Raw genomic sequence first — 17,875 nt, forward strand, 5'->3', positions numbered from 1 at the left:
CTACCCGACGCTCGGTGATCTAGATCTCCAGGCTCGACAACTGCCCGATGATCTGGGCCGCCAGCGGATTCAGCGTCGCCATGCCATCGCGCACCGCATAGCGGGAACCGGCGAGATTGACCACCAACGTGCTGCCGGACACACCCGCCAGGCCGCGGGACAGTCCGGCGTCGATGATCCCGGCCGACAGGCCGGAGCCGCGGATCGCCTCGGCGATGCCGAGGATTTCGCGGTCCAGAATGTCGCGGGTGGCTTCTGGGGTGACATCGCGCGGCGTCACTCCCGTACCGCCGACCGACACCACCAGGTCCACCCCGCCGATCACCGCGGTGTTCAGCGCGTTTCGGATCTCGACCTCGTCGGCCGACACCGCCACCACGCCGTCGACGACGAACCCCGCCTCGGTGAGCAGCTCGGTGACAAGCGGCCCGCTGTGGTCTTCATCTCCATGCGCGGTGCGGTCGTCCACGACGACGACAAGTGCCCGGCCGACTACCAACTCCGCACGCTGTTCCATGGGTGCAACCGTATATCCGGGGTCTGACCACTGCCCATCGACCTTCATCACTGCTCCGCCTTGCCGAGCGTGACTTCCACTGTGCGGGTACCACCCGAGGGATCCTGGAAGGTCAGCGACACCTTGGCGCCCGGCGACTTGGACCGCACGGCGGCGACCAACGCATCGGCGCTGTTGATCGGGCGGTCGTCGACTTTGGTGACAACGACGCCCTTGGGCACTCCGGCGTTCGCGGCTGCGCCGCCGGCCACCACCTCGACGACCTTGGCGCCCGGGGTGTCTTTGTCGTTGGTCACCTGCACGCCCAGCGAGGCATGCGACGCCTTGCCGGTGCTGATCAACTCGTCAGCGATGCGCTTGGCCTGGTCGACCGGAATCGCAAAACCAAGGCCGATCGAGCCGCTCTGCGCGTCGGCTGAGTCCGCGCCCAGGGTGGCAATCGCCGAGTTGACTCCCACGAGTTGACCGTTCATGTTGACCAGCGCGCCGCCGGAGTTACCGGGATTGATCGCGGCGTCGGTCTGAATGGCGTCTAGCACGGTGTTCTGGTTGCCTGCCTCGCCGGTCGTCGATACCGGGCGGTTGAGTGCGCTGACGATGCCCGTGGTCACGGTGCCCTCCAAACCGAGCGGCGACCCGATTGCCAGCACCGGCTGGCCGACCCGCAGGTCCGATGAGGAACCCATGGAAATCGGGGTGAGCCCGGAGACACCTTGAACCCGGACGACGGCGATATCACTGGTGGGGTCGGCGCCAACCACCGTGAATGGAGCGGTCCGGCCGTCGGAGAAGGTCACCGTCGTTTTCGGCGGCGGACCGCCGGCCGGTGGTTTGGCGGCCGCGGCGATCACGTGGTTGTTGGTCAAGATCAGCCCGTCGGCGGACAGGATGATGCCGGAGCCCTCCTCCGACTGGCGGCCCAGATCGGTCTCAAGCATCACGACGCTGGGCACCACCTTGGCGGCCACCTGTTCGACGGAGCCCGGAGGCATGTTTGCCGCGGGGACGCTTGGCGCCGCGCTCGCCGCCACCGGACCGCCGCTGCCGCCCGCGGGTAGCCGATTGAACTCGACAAGCGACGCCGCCGCGCCACCGATACCGGCGGACACCACCGCTATCGTCAGCGCACCAATGGCCAACATGCCTGCGCGAGGCGGGCGTTGGCGATTCACCGCGGGAGGGGGCGTCATCGGCGGAAGCATTGTGGGTATCGGACCCGTCCCGGTGCCGGCCAACCCCTCGTAGGGCTGACGGTACTGGGGGGGCTGGGACGGCTGGGGCTGTCGGTAGCGCCAGTCGAACTGCTGGTTGTACGTTTGCTGCTGCCCCTGGGCATAGGCTGGGGTTCCCGCATGACTAGGCAGGGGCACAGGCTGGCCAGGCGCGGCGCGATATCCCGGCTGCTGCGGCGGTGGCGAATACCTCGGGTGATTCGTCATGTCGCTAGGTTTGCTCTTCCTCTACTGAGCCCACTACCTTGGGCTGACTTTTCAACAGTAACTGCACAACTACCTTGCGCGCGCGGACTGAGATTCCACTGAGATAACGTTCGCCGAACCCCGAGAGTTCTCCGCGGTGGCCCTGCCGACCGGGTCGGTCGGATAATCGGCCGTCGCATCGGCGGGGCCGGTCGGGTGCGGCGGAGTCGGCATCGCACGGCCGGGGAGCAGCACGTAAATCGATGTGCCCGGCGGCTGACCACCCGGATCGGTGTCTTCGACGCGCAGCGACCCCCCGTGGTTGAGCACCACCTGTTTGACGATCGCCAACCCCAAACCCGAACCCGGCAACGCCCGTGCCGACGCCGACCGGTAGAACCGTTCGAACACCAGCCGGCGCTCCTGCGGCGGAATGCCCGGGCCGCGGTCGGAAACCACCAGCTCAGCGTGCGACGGGTCGAGCCGGCGTAGCCGCACACCCACGTGGCCGCCCGGCGGGCTCCACTTCGCCGCGTTGTCCATCAGGTTCAGCGCCATCCGCGACAATCCGGCGGCATCGCCGTAGACTTGCCACGGACTCACCGCGACATCGAAGTGGATATCGTTGCGCCGCCGCCTGACTCGCTCCAGGCTGCGGTCGATGACGTCAGCCATGTCGACCGGCTCGTGCACCACTTCGCCGGCGTCGCCACGGGTGAGGTCCACCAAATCGCCTACCAATGTCGACAACTCCTCGATCTGCGCCAGCACATCGGCACGCAGATCGACCATCTCCTGCTCCGGTAGCCGCGGAGCCCCGGGGGCCATCGAGGCCATCAGCAGCTCCACGTTGGTGCGTAACGACGTCAACGGGGTACGCAATTCGTGTCCGGCGTCGGTGACCAGCCTTGCCTGCCGTTCCCGTGATTCGGCCAGCGCCCGCAGCATCAAGTTGAATGCCTCTGTGAGCCTAGCCAATTCGTCACTGCCGAAGACGGGGATGGGCCGCAGGTCGTCGGTTCGCGCCACCCGCTCCGCCGCCTCGGTGAGGCGGCCCACCGGCCGCAGCCCGGCTCGGGTGACCATCCCCCCGGCCACCGCGGCGACCACCACCCCGATCCCACCGACGATCAATAGCACCCAACGCAGCTTGGTCATGACCGCTTCGGTGGGCTTGAGACTCTTGGAGATCAGCAACGAACTGCCGTTGGGCAGATGGATGGCGAGCACCCGTTGGTCGGCAGCGGTGCGCCGCGACATGAACAACTCGCCGCGGATCACCGCCTTCTCGGCCGCACCCACCGGCAGCGTCTGGCCCGGCTGCTGGGCGGTGTAGATCGACCGGCCCGGATTCACTAGCATCGCGTTGACATCCGAATAGGCGGTCCCCTCGATCGCCTTGCCCGGGTCGGCCGCCAGCGAACCACTGGCGATCAGCAGCTGCGCCCGACTCTGCAGCTGGTTGTCGATGTCGCTGTAGAGCGCCGCCGAGATCACCGCATAGACGGCGAACGACATCAGCACGACAACCATCGCCACCATGGACATTGCCAGCAGCATTACTCGCCACCGCAGCGACAACGAGCTAGTGGCTCGTAACGGTGCGCGGCCCATCCGGCCAGGCCGGCGGAATCCGAACATCAGGGCGGCGTCTCGCGTAGCACGTAACCCACCCCGCGCACGGTGTGAATCAGCCGCGGCTCACCGTCGGCCTCGGTCTTGCGACGTAGGTACCCAACGTAGACTTCCAGCGCATTGCCCGAGGTGGGAAAGTCAAATCCCCACACCTCCTCGAGAATGCGGCTGCGGGTAAGCACTCGCCGCGGATTGGCGATCAGCATCTCCAGCAATGCGAATTCGGTGCGGGTCAGGCTGATCCGGCGCTGCCCGCGGGTGACTTCGCGGGTTACCGGGTCCAGGGTCAGGTCGGAGAACATCATGGCTACCGAGTCGGCGGCGTCGTCGGGTTTGGTGCGGCGCAACAGCGCCCGCATCCGCGCCAACAACTCTTCGAGGGCGAACGGCTTCGGCAGGTAGTCGTCGGCGCCCGCATCGAGGCCGGCGACCCGCTCGGAGACCGAGTCGCGGGCGGTCAGTACCAGGATGGGCAAGTCGTCGCCGGTGCTGCGGAGCTGACGGCACACCTCCAAGCCGTCCAGCCGCGGCATCATCACGTCCAGAACGAGCGCATCGGGCCGATCGCTGGCAATCATCTCGAGGGCCTCCACCCCGTCGTGGGCCAGTTCGACCGAGTAGCCATTGAAGGAAAGCGACCTGCGCAGCGACTCGCGCACCGCACGATCGTCGTCGACGACAAGTATTCGCACGGCCACCAGTTTCGCCCTCACGCCTGAGAGCGACCTGAGAGGCGCGCCGTTGTTTGCCCCCGCGGGCAACGCGGGTCGCGACCCGTTGTCACATCCGCCACATCGGTCTCTGAAATGAGCGGGCCTACGATCGCGTGTGTAAGCACCCGCACCGACACCGCTACCCGGCCGAGGAGTCGGGCGATCGGGTCAGCGCCGGTCGAGATCGATCAGACCGAGGCGAGCGGCCTTGAGCAGCCGGCGGGGCACTTTGTGCTGCTGACCTGCGACCGTCACCCCGACGAGCTCGGCCGGGGCGGCCTTCCACTGCGAGCGCCGGCTTCGGGTATTCGCGCGCGACATCCTGCGCTTGGGTGTGGCCATGGTGGGGCCTTACTCCTCGATTGGGGCTTCCGGTCGGACATGCCGCACGGCCAGGGCCGGTGTGCCCGAGCGGCGACTATGTGGCCCCTAACGATAGTCGGTGACCTGCTGGTCGCCAAAACGGCCCGCCAAACGACCAGGTGCGGATTAAGGTCCCCGGCAACGGAGGCGGGTACCTACGGAACCGTTACCCCCGCTATGCTGACCTACCGGTTGGTTGGCTTCTTGGTTAGGCCCGCCGACAGATGATCCCAATGAAGGGAGGATTCGCATGGCCCCTACTTCCGGTGCCGTGCGCATCGGAAACTGCTCGGGCTTCTACGGCGACCGGCTGTCAGCCATGCGCGAAATGCTCACCGGCGGCGAGCTGGACTACGTCACCGGCGACTATCTGGCCGAGCTGACCATGCTGATCCTCGGCCGCGACCGGATGAAGCACCCCGAACGTGGCTATGCCAAGACTTTCCTGACCCAGCTCGAGGACTGCCTGGGACTGGCCATCGACCGCGGGGTGCGCATCGTCGCCAACGCCGGCGGCTTGAACCCCGCCGGGCTGGCCGACGCGGTACGGGCCCTGGCCGAGCGCCTGGGCATCAACGCCCGGATCGCCCACGTGGAAGGTGACGACCTACAGGCGCGTGCGGCGGAACTTGGCCTCGGCACGCCGCTGACCGCAAACGCCTATCTCGGCTGCTGGGGCATCGCCGACTGCCTGCAAGCCGGCGCCGACGTCGTCGTCACCGGACGAGTCACCGATGCCTCGGTGATCGTCGGGGCGGCGGCCGCGCACTTCGACTGGGGCCGCACCGACTACCACCAGCTGGCCGGCGCCGTGGTCGCCGGCCATGTCATCGAATGCGGCGTGCAGGCCAGCGGCGGCAACTACGCATTCTTCACCGAGGTCCCTGCGATCCCCGACCTGATCCACGCCGGTTTCCCGCTTGCCGAGGTCCACCCCGACGGCTCGTCGGTGATCACCAAGCACCCCGGCACCGGCGGCTTGGTCAGCATCGACACGGTCACCGCGCAGCTGCTCTACGAGATCACCGGCGCCCGCTATGCCAACCCGGATGTGACGGCCCGGATGGACACCATCGAACTGTCCAGTGACAGCCCCAACCGGGTGCGCATCAGCGGTGTGACCGGCGAGCCGCCGCCGCCCACCCTGAAGGTGTCGCTGAACAGCATCGGCGGATTTCGCAACGCCATGACGTTCGTGCTGACCGGCCTGGACATCGAGGCCAAGGCCGACTTGGTGCGCCACCAACTAGAGGCCGCCCTGACCGTCAAGCCCGCCGAACTGGAGTGGACGCTGGCCCGTACCGACCACACCGACGCCGACACCGAAGAAGCCGCGAGCGCCCTGCTACGCTGCGTGGTCCGCGATCCCGATCCAGCCAACGTCGGACGCCAATTCTCCTCGGCGGCAGTCGAATTGGCACTTGCGAGCTACCCGGGTTTCACCGTCACCACTCCGCCCGCCGACGGTCAAGTGTATGGCGTTTTCACCCCCGGCTACGTCGATGCCGGCCAGGTGCCCCACATCGCCGTCCATGCCGATGGCGTTCGCACCGAGATACCTTGTGCCACAGATACTTTAGAGTTGATGCCGGCCGACCCCCCACCACTGCCCGACCCACTGCCGCCAGGTCCAACCCGGCGGGCGCCGCTGGGCCTGATAGCCGGGGCCCGCAGCGGCGACAAAGGCGGATCGGCGAACGTCGGGGTCTGGGTCCGCACCGACGAGCAGTGGCGCTGGCTGGCCAACATGCTGACCGTCGGGCTGCTCAAGGAGCTGCTTCCGGAGGCGGCCGACCTCGACGTCACCCGCCACATGCTCCCGAACTTGCGGGCGGTGAACTTCGTCATCGAGAAGATCCTCGGTCAGGGCGTCGCCTACCAAGCGCGATTCGATCCGCAGGCCAAGGGACTGGGCGAATGGCTGCGCAGCCGCCACGTCGACATTCCGGAAAGGCTGTTATGAATCCTTGGACGACACTGTGAACATCTGGACCACACCGGAGCGGGATCAGCTACGAAAGACGGTGCGCGCGTTCGCCGAGCGGGAGATCCTGCCCCACATCGATGAATGGGAGCGCATCGGCGAGCTGCCACGCGAGCTGCACCGGCGCGCCGGGGCCGCCGGCCTGCTGGGCGCGGGCTTTCCCGAGGCGGTCGGCGGGGGCGGCGGGGACGGCGCCGACCCGGTCATTATCTGCGAGGAGTTGCACCGCGCGGGGGTACCCGGAGGGGTCTTCGCGTCGCTGTTCACCTGCGGTATCGCGGTGCCGCACATGGTCGCATCGGGCAATGCCCGATTGATCGACACGTTCGTGCGGCCAACTCTGGCCGGCGAGAAGATCGGCGCGCTGGCCATCACCGAACCCGGCGGCGGCTCCGACGTCGGGCATCTGCGGACCAGCGCGGTCCGCGACGGCGACCACTACATCGTCAACGGCGCCAAGACCTACATCACGTCTGGGGTGCGGGCCGACTACGTCGTCACCGCGGTGCGCACCGGTGGGCCTGGCGCGGCAGGCGTTTCGCTGCTGGTAGTCGAGAAGGACGGCGTCGGCTGCTCACCCGGCTTACAAGTCACCCGCAAGCTGGACAAGATGGGTTGGCGTTCCTCTGACACCGCCGAACTGTCGTATACCGACGCACGGGTGCCCGCCGCCAATCTGGTAAGCCGCGAGAACAGCGGCTTCGCCCAGATCGCCCAGGCTTTCGTGTCCGAACGCATCGCCCTTGCCACGCAAGCGTATTCGAGTGCGCAGCGGTGCCTGGACATCACCGCGCAGTGGTGTCGCGATCGGGAGACGTTCGGCCGCCCTCTCATCTCGCGGCAGTCGGTGCAGAACACGCTCGCCGAGATGGCCCGCCGCATCGACGTCGCTCGTGTCTACTGCCGCAGTGTGGTCGAGCGGCAGCTGGCCGGCGAGACCGACCTCATTACCCAAGTGTGTTTCGCCAAGAACACCGCCGTCGAGGCCGGGGAATGGGTTGCCAACCAAGCCGTCCAGCTGTTCGGCGGTATGGGGTACATGGCCGAATCCGAAGTCGAACGCCAGTACCGGGATATGAGAATCCTGGGCATCGGCGGCGGAACCACCGAGATACTGACCGCACTGGCCGCCAAAACCCTAGGCTACCAATCATGATTGCACCGCCTCCTCCTCATCGCTGTGTCCCCCGCAACCGGGCGGTGCCCCCACTGCATCGTCGGCGGTGGTCATGACGTTGCTGCGGTCCACGCTCGATCGCAACGCCCCCGGCTACACCGAAGCGGCGGCCGCGGCGACGGTAAAGCTCGACGAAATCAACGCCGAACTCGCCAAGGCCCTGGGCGGCGGCGGCCCCAAGTACGTAGAGCGTCATCATGCCCGGGGCAAGCTGACCCCTCGGGAACGCATCGAGCTGCTCGTCGACCCGGACTCCCCGTTCCTCGAGCTGAGCCCACTCGCGGCCTGGGGCAGCGCGTTCACGGTTGGCGCCAGCCTGGTCACCGGCATCGGCGCGGTCTGCGGTGTGGAGTGCATGATCGTCGCCAACGACCCGACGGTCAAAGGCGGCACGAGCAATCCGTGGACATTGCGAAAGATCCTGCGCGCCAACCAGATCGCCTTTCAGAATCGACTTCCCGTCATATCGCTGGTCGAATCCGGCGGGGCGGATCTGCCGACCCAGAAGGAAATCTTCATCCCCGGTGGGCAGATGTTCCGCGACCTGACCCAGCTGTCGGCGGCCGGGATCCCCACAGTCGCCCTGGTATTCGGGAACTCCACCGCCGGTGGCGCCTACGTCCCCGGCATGTCCGATCACGTGGTGATGATCAAGGAACGTTCGAAGGTGTTCCTGGCCGGTCCGCCGCTGGTGAAGATGGCCACCGGCGAGGAGTCCGATGACGAATCCCTGGGCGGCGCCGAAATGCATGCCCGCATATCGGGTTTAGCTGACTACTTCGCCATCGACGAGCTCGACGCCATCCGCATCGGACGTCGCATAGTGGCCCGGCTGAACTGGGTCAAACAGGGACCTGCGCCCAAGCCGGTGACCGCGCCGTTGTTCGATACCGAGGAGCTAATCGGCATCGTGCCCTCGGATCTGCGTATCCCGTTCGACCCGCGCGAGGTCATCGCCCGCATCGTCGACGGCTCCGAATTCGACGAGTTCAAGCCGCTATACGGCTCTTCTCTGGTGACCGGCTGGGCACAGCTGCACGGCTATCCGCTAGGCATCCTGGCCAACGCCCGGGGGGTGCTGTTCAGCGAGGAGTCGCAGAAGGCCACCCAATTCATCCAGCTAGCCAACCGCGCCGACACGCCACTGTTGTTCTTGCATAACACCACCGGCTACATGGTGGGCAAAGACTACGAAGAAGGCGGGATGATCAAGCACGGCTCAATGATGATCAACGCGGTGTCCAACTCGACCGTCCCACACCTCTCCCTGCTGATCGGTGCGTCCTACGGCGCGGGCCATTACGGCATGTGCGGACGCGCCTATGAACCCCGATTCCTGTTCGCCTGGCCGAGCGCCAAGTCCGCGGTGATGGGCGGCGCCCAGCTGTCGGGGGTGTTGTCCATCGTGGCGCGAGCGGCCGCCCAAGCCCGGGGGCAGGAAGTCGACGAAGCGGCCGATGCCGCGATGCGGGCCGCCGTTGAAGGCCAGATCGAAGCCGAGTCACTGCCGTTGGTCTTGTCCGGGATGCTCTACGACGACGGGGTGATCGACCCACGTGACACCCGCACCGTGCTGGGAATGTGTTTGTCCGCCATAGCCAATGGCCCAATCAAGGGGACGTCGAACTTCGGCGTCTTCAGGATGTGAATCCCATGCCGATCACTCGAGTCCTGGTTGCCAACCGCGGCGAGATCGCCCGGCGGGTGTTCGCCACCTGCCGCCGGATGGGCCTGGGCACCGTCGCCGTGTACACCGACCCCGACGCCGGTGCGCCACATGTCACCGAGGCCGACGCTCGGGTTCGGCTGACGCGCACCACCGACTATCTGAACGCGCAGGCCATCATCGCGGCCGCACTCGCTGCCGGTGCCGACGCCGTCCATCCCGGCTACGGATTTCTCTCGGAAAACGCCGAATTCGCGACCGCCGTACAGGAGGCCAGCCTGACCTGGGTCGGGCCGCCGGTGGACGCGGTGCGCGCGATGGGCTCCAAGATCGAGTCCAAAAAGCTGATGGCCGCCGCCGGAGTTCCGGTGCTCGACGAACTCGATCCCGCTACCATCACCGCAGCGCAGCTGCCGGTCCTGGTGAAGGCGTCGGCGGGCGGTGGCGGTCGCGGCATGCGGGTAGTGCACGAATTATCAGCCCTGCCAGCCGAAGTCGAGGCCGCACGGCGCGAAGCTCAATCCGCATTCGGCGACCCGACCGTGTTCTGCGAGCGCTACCTGCCGACCGGACACCATGTCGAGGTCCAAATCATGGCCGACGCCCATGGCACCGTCTGGGCCGTCGGGGAACGAGAATGTTCAATTCAGCGCCGCCACCAGAAGATCATCGAAGAGGCGCCGTCACCGTTGGTTGAACGCACACCGGGAATGCGCGCCAAGCTGTTCGACGCGGCCCGGTTGGCCGCCGCAGCAATCGGATACACCGGGGCCGGCACGGTGGAGTTCCTCGCCGACGATGACGGCGAGTTCTACTTCCTGGAAATGAACACCCGGCTGCAGGTCGAGCACCCGGTCACCGAGGAGACGACGGGACTGGATCTGGTCGAACTGCAGCTAGAGGTTGCCGACGGTGGCCGGCTCGACACCGAACCTCCGCTGGCCAAAGGGTACTCGATCGAGGCCCGACTCTATGCCGAGGACCCGGCGCACGGCTGGCAGCCGCAGGCGGGTTTGGTACACACGATCGACGTGCCGGCGATCCGAGCGCAGTTCTGCTCGCTGGAACACCGGACCGGGATCCGGCTGGATTCTGGGATCGTCGCCGGATCAGTGGTGTCGATCCACTACGACCCGATGCTTGCCAAGGTCATCTCCTATGCGCCGACCCGCCGGCGGTCAGCACTGCTGCTCGCCGAGGCACTGACCCGCACCCGCCTGCACGGCGTGCGCACCAACCGCGACCTGCTGGTCAACGTACTGCGCCACCCGGCGTTCCTCGCCGGCGCGACCGACACCGCGTTCTTCGACACACATGGGCTGGCCGCGCTCTCCACGCCGCTGGCCGACGCCGCGACGGTCCGGTTGTCGGCAATCGCCGCCGCGCTTGCCGACGCCGCGCACAACCGAGCGACCGCCAGCGCATTTGGCTCGATTCCGAGCGGCTGGCGCAACCTGGCATCGGGCTACCAGGTCAAGACCTACCGCTTCCCCGGCGGTTCAGCCGGCGACACCGAGCACCGGGTTGAATATCGCTTCACCAGAACCGGATTGGCGCTGCCCGGCGACGAAGCGGTGCGACTGGTGTCGGCTGCGGCCGACGAGGTCGTGCTGGCCGACGGCGACGGGGTGGCCTACAACTTCGCGGTCGCCCGCCACGACCAGGACGTCTACGTCGATTCGTCGCGCGGACCTGTTCACCTGGTCGTGCTGCCCCCCTTCCCCGAGCCCGGTTCAGCCGTTGAACAGGGATCTCTGATTGCACCGATGCCCGGCAACGTTATCCGGCTGGGCGCCGAAGTCGGCGACACCGTCACGGCCGGTCAACCCCTAATCTGGCTGGAAGCGATGAAGATGGAACACACCATCAGCGCGCCGGCCGACGGCGTGTTGACCCAACTCAACGTCGGAACCGGCCAGCAGGTCGAAGTCGGCGCCGTCCTAGCCAGAGTCGAAGCGCCCGAATCCGCAAGCTCCCAGGGAGGAGATCCGAAATGACAGATGCCAGCTTCGTCGAAAACGAGGAACGCCAGGCACTGCGCAAAGCGGTGGCCGCGCTGGTGTCCAACTACGGACACGAGTACTACCTGCAGAAGGCGCGCGTGCACGAACACACCGACGAGTTGTGGGCTGAGGCAGGAAAACTCGGCTTTCTCGGGGTGAATCTTCCCGAAGAGTACGGCGGCGGCGGCGCCGGAATGTATGAGCTGTCCCTGGTGATGGAGGAAATGGCAGCCGCGGGGTGCGCCCTGCTGCTGATGGTGGTGTCGCCCGCCATCAACGGCACCATCATCAGCAAGTTCGGTACCGACGAACAAAAGCAGCGCTGGCTGCCGGGCATCGCCGACGGCTCCTTGACAATGGCGTTCGCCATCACTGAGCCCGACGCCGGGTCCAACTCGCACAAGATCACCACAACCGCCCGGCGTGACGGCAGCGACTGGATCCTCAAGGGCCAGAAGGTCTTCATTTCCGGTATCGACCAGGCGCAGAGCGTCCTTCTGGTGGGTCGCACCGAGGAGGCCAAGACCGGCAAACTGCGTCCGGCGTTGTTCGTGGTGCCCACCGACGCGCCCGGCCTCACCTACACCCCGATCGAGATGGAGCTGGTTAGCCCCGAACGCCAGTTCCAGGTCTTCCTCGACGAGGTCCGGCTACCCGCCGATGCACTGGTTGGAGCGCAAGACGCCGCGATCGCACAGCTTTTCGCGGGCCTGAACCCCGAGCGCATCATGGGTGCGGCCAGCGCGGTCGGTATGGGGCGCTTCGCGCTGAACAAGGCCGTCGACTATGTCAAGACCCGCAAGGTCTGGTCCACCCCGATCGGTGCGCACCAGGGCCTTTCACATCCGTTGGCCCAGAACTACATTGAGATCGAACTTGCCAAGCTGATGATGCAGAAGGCCGCGTCGCTCTACGACCATGGCGATGACTTCGGCGCAGCCGAGGCAGCCAACATGGCCAAATACGCTGCGGCCGAGGCTTCGACACGCGCGGTCGACCAGGCCGTGCAGTCATTGGGCGGCAATGGGCTGACCAAGGAGTACGGCGTGGCGGCCATGATGACGTCGTCACGCCTGGCACGGATCGCCCCGATCAGTCGCGAGATGGTGCTCAACTTCGTGGCGCAGACGTCTCTTGGCCTGCCCCGGTCCTACTGATGAATCGGCTTGTCGAGTACGCCGGCCCGGCCGCCTGCGGGGGCCCGTTCGTCCGATTGACGCTGAACTCTCCGCACAACCGCAACGCACTATCCAACGCACTCATCAGCCAACTGCATCAGGGGCTGCGTGACGCCGAAGCGGATCCGGCGGTGCGGGCGGTGGTGCTCGGACACGCCGGCGGCACGTTCTGTGCCGGTGCGGACCTGAGCGAGGCCAGCGGTGGTGACCCGCGTGGCGATCGCGAGCGCGGCGTAGCCGGGGGAAGCGGGTCGGCACCATCGGCGCGTGGCGATCGCGAGCGCGGCGTAGCCGGGGGAAGCGGGTCGGCACCATCGGCGCGTGGCGATCGCGAGCGCGGCGTAGCCGGGGGAAGCGGGTCGGCACCATCGGCGCGTGGCGATCGCGAGCGCGGCGTAGCCGGGGGAAGCGGGTCGGCACCATCGGCGCGTGGCGATCGCGAGCGCGGCGTAGCCGGGGGAAGCGGGTCGGCACCATCGGCATACGACATGGCCGTGGCGCGCGCGCAGGAATTGACCGCGCTGCTGCGCGCCATGGTGGCATTGCCGCTGCCGGTGATCGGCGCCATCAATGGGCACGTCCGGGCCGGCGGGTTCGGTCTGGTCGGCGCGTGCGATCTCGCGGTCGCCGGTCCGCACAGCACCTTTGCGCTGACCGAGGCCCGGATCGGCGTCGCCCCGGCGATCATCTCGCTGACCTTGCTGCCAAAGATGTCGGCACGAGCGGCCGCACGCTACTACCTGACTGGCGAAAAATTCGGAGCCAGCCAAGCTGCCGAAATCGGATTGGTCACCATGGCAGCCGACGATGTGGACGCCGCGGTGGCCGCGCTGGTGGCCGAGGTGGGCCGCGGTTCACCACAGGGCCTCGCGGCATCGAAAGCGTTGACCACCGCCGCGGTGCTGGCAGGGTTCGAGCGCGACGCCGAGCGGCTCACCCAGGAGTCGGCCCGGTTGTTTGTCTCCGACGAGGCGCGCGAAGGCATGCTCGCGTTCTTACAGAAACGTCCACCCAGCTGGGTGCCCGCGGACAGTGCGGAGGGGCAGGCGGCCCGATGAGGAGGCAACCCAACCGGGGCCGGACCCGCCACGAAGATTGCAGTTTCGCCAACACCTCTTGCAGCAAGATTTTGACGCCGTAGGCTCGTGGGTGATGGGCAACTCAGCGCAGCGTGACGCAAGGGATTCGCGAGACGAGTCGTCCCGGGCGTCGGATACCGACCGGATACAGATTGCGCAGTTGCTGGCTTATGCGGCCGAGCAGGGCCGCCTGCAGCTGACCGACTACGAAGACCGGCTCGCCCGTGCCTATGCGGCGACGACGTACCAGGAGCTGGATCGGCTGCGGGCCGACCTGCCGGATGCGGCGTTGAGCCCACGCCGCGGGGGGGAATGCAATCCGGCACCGTCCACATTGCTGCTGGCGCTGTTGAGCGGGTTCGAGCGACGGGGCCGGTGGAATGTGCCGAAAAAGCTCACCGCCGTCACGTTCTGGGGTAGCGGTGTGCTGGATCTGCGCTACGCCGACTTCACCTCGACCGAGGTTGAGATCCGTGCCTACTCGATCATGGGTGGGCAAACCATATTGCTGCCGCCCGAAGTCAACGTCGAGATCCACGGCCACGGTGTGATGGGCGGCTTCGACCGGGAGGTCATGGGTGAGGGCACCCGTGGCGCGCCCCAGGTGAAGATCCGCGGTTTCTCACTGTGGGGCGGCGTAGGGATCAAACGCAAAGCCCGAAAGCCCCACAAGCAGCAGCGAACTCGCTAACGCCGCCGCCGCGACCGCAGGTAGTCGCCCACCACGGCTGCGCCCAGCCCGTCGAGATCGGGCTCCACAACGCGTCCCTCGACCCGACGCGCGACCTGGTCGATGAATCGGGCTAGGCCCGGGTCGCTGCCCAGCCGGAAGATCGTTACTTGCGCACCCAGCCGGGCCATGTCGTCGAACCCGCGCACGGTGTGGGCAATGGTGCGTGGATGCGGCGGGTAATCGAAGAAGACTGCAGAACCCGACCCTTCGGCGTCGACGTCCTCCAGATGGGCGGTCGGCTCACCGTCGGTCACCACCAGCACCACGGGCTGCGCGTTAGGGTGCCGGCGCAGGTGACGCCCCGCCAACGCCAGCGCGTGATGCAGGTTGGTGCCCTGCTCGTAGACGCCCTCCAATCCCGTCAGCTCGGCGGCCGTCACTGTCCGCGCATAGCGGCCAAACGCGACGATCTGTAACGCATCCGACCGGAACCGCGTGCACACCAGGTGGTTGAGCGCGAGCGCGGTGCGCTTCATCGGCAGCCAGCGGTTCTCCATCACCATCGAAAACGAGGTATCCACCAACAGGGCGACCGCCGCCTGCGTTCGTGTTTCTGTCTCGGAGACCTCGACGTCGTCGACGGTGATCTGGATTTGCGCAGCCGGCCCGTTGCGGCTCGCGGTCCCCGCCTGCCGCAGCACCGCGTTGGTGAGGGTGCGGGCGATGTGCCACGGCTCGGTGTCCCCGAACTGCCAGGGCCGCGTCGCGCCGGTCAGCTCGCCGGCGGCCCCCGCACGCCGATGATCACGTTCGCCACGACGCCCGGAAAGCTGTTGCACCACATCGCGTAACGCTGTCTCGCCGAGCCTGCGCATGGCCTTTGGCGAGAGTCGCCACTGACCGTCGGAGCCGCGATCCAGGAAACCCTGGTTGACCAGCGCGCGTTCCAACTCGGCGAGTGTTCGGGCGTCGATCGCGGCCTGGTCGCCAAGCTGACGTGCCAGCAAGTCCAGATCGACATCGTCCATGGTGGCGCCCGGATAACTCTGCGACAGCTGCTCGGCCAGCTGCTCCAGCTCGGCGATGTCGGCCAATGCCTGGGTGCCTTCGCCCATGCCGAACGGATTGTCTCCGGAGAACCGCTGCGACCCGGTCCAGTCTTCGCCGGGGCGGGCCGCCTGCAGATGCGCGTCCAGTCGGTCGAGTGCCTGCATCAACGCCGGTGATCCGAAGGCCTGCTGCGCCAACGCATCCAGTTCGTCACGCTGCTCCTGGGACAGGCTGTTGCGGAATCGTTGGGCGGCGGCCGCCCGCTTGGCCAGCGAGTCCAGCAGCTCCTCAACATTGCGCGGGTTCTCCGGGAAGAACTCGCCATGCTTGTTCATGAACTCTTGAAAGTCTTGGTCGGTGTCCTCGCCGCGGGCGTGCTTGTCCAACAGGTCGTTGAGGTCGTCCAGCATCTCGGCGACGCGCTGGCGGTCCTCATCGGTAGCGTGTGAAAGCGCCTGCTTCATGCCGGTGAAGCGTTGGTCGAGCATCTCGCGGCCGAGCAGATCCTTGATCCGCTCGTAGGATTCCCGGGCCTGTTCGCTTCGCCAGTTGTAGTCGGAAAGCTCCTGGATGGCTTTGGCCGGAGATGGCGGGAGGGCCTCCAACTGCAATTCGGCGAAACGGGCGTCGTCGTCCAGGGCGCGGGCCAGTTCCATTCGCTCGGCCAGCACCGCCTCGTCGAGCAACTTCTTGATTTCCTGTAAAGTGCCGTCTAAATTATTGCGGCGCAGCAACTCTCGTCTGCGCCGGTTGGCCTCGGCCGCCAACCGGTCTGCACCGCGCATGTTCTTGGTGCCGCGCCGCAGCAGCTCGGACAGCGCCCGGCGCGGCGAAGTGCCCGCCATGACGTCCTGCCCGATCTGTTCGAGCGCCTCACGCAGATCCACCGGCGGCGCCAACGGGTCGGGCCCGCCGGTGTAGGCCGAGTATCGCGTTGAGTGCCGTCTAGCCATAGACGGTTTGGCCCTCCCCCGACACCTTGTCGATTCGTTTTGCCAGGTACAGCGCCTCCAACGCCAGTTCCAGCGCCGCGGCGCGCTCCCCCTCGGACTCGGCGCCCAGCTTTCTGGCGATTCTGTCCACCACCGGTAACCCCGGCACCGCGGCCAACACGTCCTTGGCCGATACCCGCTCGCCCGTTGTCACCGCGGAACCGCCCTCGACGGCGGCCACCAACGAGCCGACGTCGATGCCGCCGAGGGCGCGCGATGCGGTATCGGCGGTGGCACGGCGCAACAGATGCTCGAGCACCGCCTGCTCGCGGCCCTCCTCGCCGGACTCGAACTCCAGCTTGCCGCGCAGGACGTCGATCACGGTGCCCAGATCGACCACCCGGGCCACCGGATCGGTCTCCCCCAGCACCGCACCGCGGTGCCGGGCGGCGGCCGCGACCGTCTCCGCCGCCGCGATGGCGAACCGGGCCGACACCCCCGACCGCTGATCGACCGAGCGGGATTCTCGTAGATAGCGGGCAAACCGCGCGAGCACCTGCACCAGGTAGTCGGGCACCTGCGCGCTCAGGTGCGCCTCCTGGGCGATGACGCCCATTTCGGCCTCCAGCTCCAGCGGGTAGTGGGTGCGGATCTCTGCGCCGAACCGGTCCTTGAGCGGCGTAATAATCCGGCCCCGGTTGGTGTAGTCCTCGGGGTTGGCGCTGGCGACCACCAACACATCCAACGGCAGCCGCAGCGTGTAGCCGCGAACCTGGATGTCGCGCTCCTCCATGACGTTGAGCATCGACACCTGAATGCGCTCGGCGAGGTCGGGCAATTCGTTGACGGCGACGACGCCGCGGTGCGCGCGGGGGATCAGCCCGTAGGCGATGGTCTCGGGATCGCCGAGGCTGCGCCCCTCGGCAACTTTGATCGGGTCGACGTCACCGACCAGATCGGCCACACTGGTGTCCGGAGTGGCCAGCTTCTCGGTGTAGCGCTCGCTGCGGTGTTTCCACCTGACCGGCAGATCGTCACCAAGCTGCGCGGCCCGCCGGATCGACTCCGGTGTGATCGGCCGGTAGGGGTGCTCCCCCAGCTCGGCTCCCCCGATCACCGGCGTCCACTCGTCCAGCAACCCGGTCAGCGCGCGCAACAGCCGAGTCTTGCCCTGACCGCGTTCACCGAGCAGGACGAAGTCGTGACCTGCGATTAGTGCCCGCTCCAGCTGTGGCAAAACGGTGTCGTCGAAGCCCAGGATGCCCGGCCAGACTTCGTCTCCTTCGGCCAGAGCGGTCAGCAGATTCTCCCGAATTTCCTGCTTGACCCCTCGTTCACGATGGCCCGCGGCCCGCAATTCTCCGACGGTCCGGGGCAGATAGCTCGGTGAAGTCACCACTCCACGCTACGACGCCGTCATTCTTATCGCGCCGAAAGTGAGTTTCACCCCCCAACTTTTCCGGGCACTTCCGGCAGGTCGGGTCATG

12 protein-coding genes and 3 pseudogenes are annotated in these 17,875 nt (G+C 66.9%); 8 read left to right on the forward strand and 7 right to left on the reverse strand.

From position 1 onward, the window contains the following. Positions 1–19 precede the first annotated feature (19 nt). From AADZ55_RS18755 to rpmF, 5 genes and pseudogenes are all read right to left on the reverse strand, one after another. Positions 20–565 carry a MogA/MoaB family molybdenum cofactor biosynthesis protein gene (locus AADZ55_RS18755; protein ID WP_085325039.1) on the reverse strand — a complete coding sequence of 182 codons (546 nt, stop codon included), beginning with the start codon at positions 563–565 and terminating at the stop codon, positions 20–22. Next, positions 565–2,011 (reverse strand): annotated as a pseudogene (locus AADZ55_RS18760) (S1C family serine protease). Before AADZ55_RS18760 ends, AADZ55_RS18755 begins: the two are co-directional and overlap by 1 nt. Positions 2,012–2,025: 14 nt before the next feature. Beyond that, entirely contained in the window at positions 2,026–3,576 is a 1,551-nt protein-coding gene (locus tag AADZ55_RS18765; RefSeq protein ID WP_085325036.1) for a HAMP domain-containing sensor histidine kinase, read from the reverse strand. Then, positions 3,576–4,262: a two-component system response regulator MprA gene (gene mprA / locus AADZ55_RS18770; protein ID WP_085325102.1), complete on the reverse strand. Its 687-nt coding sequence runs from the start codon at positions 4,260–4,262 to the stop codon at positions 3,576–3,578. Before mprA ends, AADZ55_RS18765 begins: the two co-directional genes overlap by 1 nt. A gap of 189 nt (positions 4,263–4,451) precedes the next feature. Then, the gene (gene rpmF, locus AADZ55_RS18775) at positions 4,452–4,625 is read right to left on the reverse strand and encodes a 50S ribosomal protein L32 (protein WP_085325035.1); all 174 of its coding nucleotides are present in this window, start codon (positions 4,623–4,625) and stop codon (positions 4,452–4,454) included. Positions 4,626–4,917: 292 nt separating this feature from the next. Here rpmF and AADZ55_RS18780 point away from each other — a divergent pair, with 292 nt between their 5' ends. From AADZ55_RS18780 to AADZ55_RS18815, 8 genes and pseudogenes are all read left to right on the forward strand, one after another. Next, positions 4,918–6,609, forward strand: coding sequence for an acyclic terpene utilization AtuA family protein (locus AADZ55_RS18780; protein WP_085325034.1), 1,692 nt, complete (start codon positions 4,918–4,920; stop codon positions 6,607–6,609). Between the two features lie 16 nt (positions 6,610–6,625). Next, the gene (locus AADZ55_RS18785; protein ID WP_085325101.1) at positions 6,626–7,786 is read left to right on the forward strand and encodes an acyl-CoA dehydrogenase family protein; all 1,161 of its coding nucleotides are present in this window, start codon (positions 6,626–6,628) and stop codon (positions 7,784–7,786) included. A gap of 79 nt (positions 7,787–7,865) precedes the next feature. Then, entirely contained in the window at positions 7,866–9,455 is a 1,590-nt protein-coding gene (locus tag AADZ55_RS18790) for an acyl-CoA carboxylase subunit beta (protein ID WP_085325100.1), read from the forward strand. A 5-nt stretch (positions 9,456–9,460) separates the two neighbouring features. Then, positions 9,461–11,470, forward strand: coding sequence for an acetyl/propionyl/methylcrotonyl-CoA carboxylase subunit alpha (locus tag AADZ55_RS18795; RefSeq protein ID WP_085325033.1), 2,010 nt, complete (start codon positions 9,461–9,463; stop codon positions 11,468–11,470). Then, complete coding sequence (locus AADZ55_RS18800; protein ID WP_085325032.1) at positions 11,467–12,633, forward strand: acyl-CoA dehydrogenase family protein; 1,167 nt, start codon at positions 11,467–11,469, stop codon at positions 12,631–12,633. The genes AADZ55_RS18795 and AADZ55_RS18800 overlap by 4 nt, the downstream gene beginning before the upstream one ends. Next, positions 12,633–12,860, forward strand: a pseudogene (locus AADZ55_RS18805) (enoyl-CoA hydratase-related protein); the annotation flags it as partial. The gene AADZ55_RS18800 and the pseudogene AADZ55_RS18805, both read left to right, overlap by 1 nt. Positions 12,861–13,106: 246 nt before the next feature. Further along, a pseudogene (locus tag AADZ55_RS18810) lies at positions 13,107–13,712 on the forward strand (enoyl-CoA hydratase family protein); the annotation flags it as partial. Positions 13,713–13,806: 94 nt separating this feature from the next. Then, the gene (locus AADZ55_RS18815) at positions 13,807–14,424 is read left to right on the forward strand and encodes a DUF1707 SHOCT-like domain-containing protein (protein WP_085325030.1); all 618 of its coding nucleotides are present in this window, start codon (positions 13,807–13,809) and stop codon (positions 14,422–14,424) included. Here the strand turns inward: AADZ55_RS18815 and AADZ55_RS18820 are convergent. Both AADZ55_RS18820 and AADZ55_RS18825 read right to left on the reverse strand, forming a co-directional pair. Next, a complete protein-coding gene (locus tag AADZ55_RS18820) occupies positions 14,421–16,409 on the reverse strand; it encodes a vWA domain-containing protein (protein WP_085325029.1) in 1,989 nt (662 codons plus the stop codon). The genes AADZ55_RS18815 and AADZ55_RS18820 overlap by 4 nt on opposite strands. Next, a complete protein-coding gene (locus tag AADZ55_RS18825; RefSeq protein ID WP_085325028.1) occupies positions 16,402–17,787 on the reverse strand; it encodes a sigma 54-interacting transcriptional regulator in 1,386 nt (461 codons plus the stop codon). The genes AADZ55_RS18820 and AADZ55_RS18825 overlap by 8 nt, the downstream gene beginning before the upstream one ends. Positions 17,788–17,875: the final 88 nt, after the last annotated feature.

Origin of the sequence: Mycobacterium decipiens, from assembly GCF_963853665.1 — a bacterium.
Taxonomy (GTDB): domain Bacteria; phylum Actinomycetota; class Actinomycetes; order Mycobacteriales; family Mycobacteriaceae; genus Mycobacterium; species Mycobacterium decipiens.

Coding starts and splice junctions, on each gene's coding strand:
- AADZ55_RS18755 (WP_085325039.1), bottom strand. CDS start 565: ATGAAGGTCGATGGGCAGTGGTCAGACCCCGGATATACGGTTGCACCC.
- AADZ55_RS18765 (WP_085325036.1), bottom strand. CDS start 3,576: ATGTTCGGATTCCGCCGGCCTGGCCGGATGGGCCGCGCACCGTTACGA.
- rpmF (WP_085325035.1), bottom strand. CDS start 4,625: ATGGCCACACCCAAGCGCAGGATGTCGCGCGCGAATACCCGAAGCCGG.
- AADZ55_RS18795 (WP_085325033.1), top strand. CDS start 9,461: ATGCCGATCACTCGAGTCCTGGTTGCCAACCGCGGCGAGATCGCCCGG.
- AADZ55_RS18800 (WP_085325032.1), top strand. CDS start 11,467: ATGACAGATGCCAGCTTCGTCGAAAACGAGGAACGCCAGGCACTGCGC.
- AADZ55_RS18815 (WP_085325030.1), top strand. CDS start 13,807: ATGGGCAACTCAGCGCAGCGTGACGCAAGGGATTCGCGAGACGAGTCG.
- AADZ55_RS18820 (WP_085325029.1), bottom strand. CDS start 16,409: ATGGCTAGACGGCACTCAACGCGATACTCGGCCTACACCGGCGGGCCC.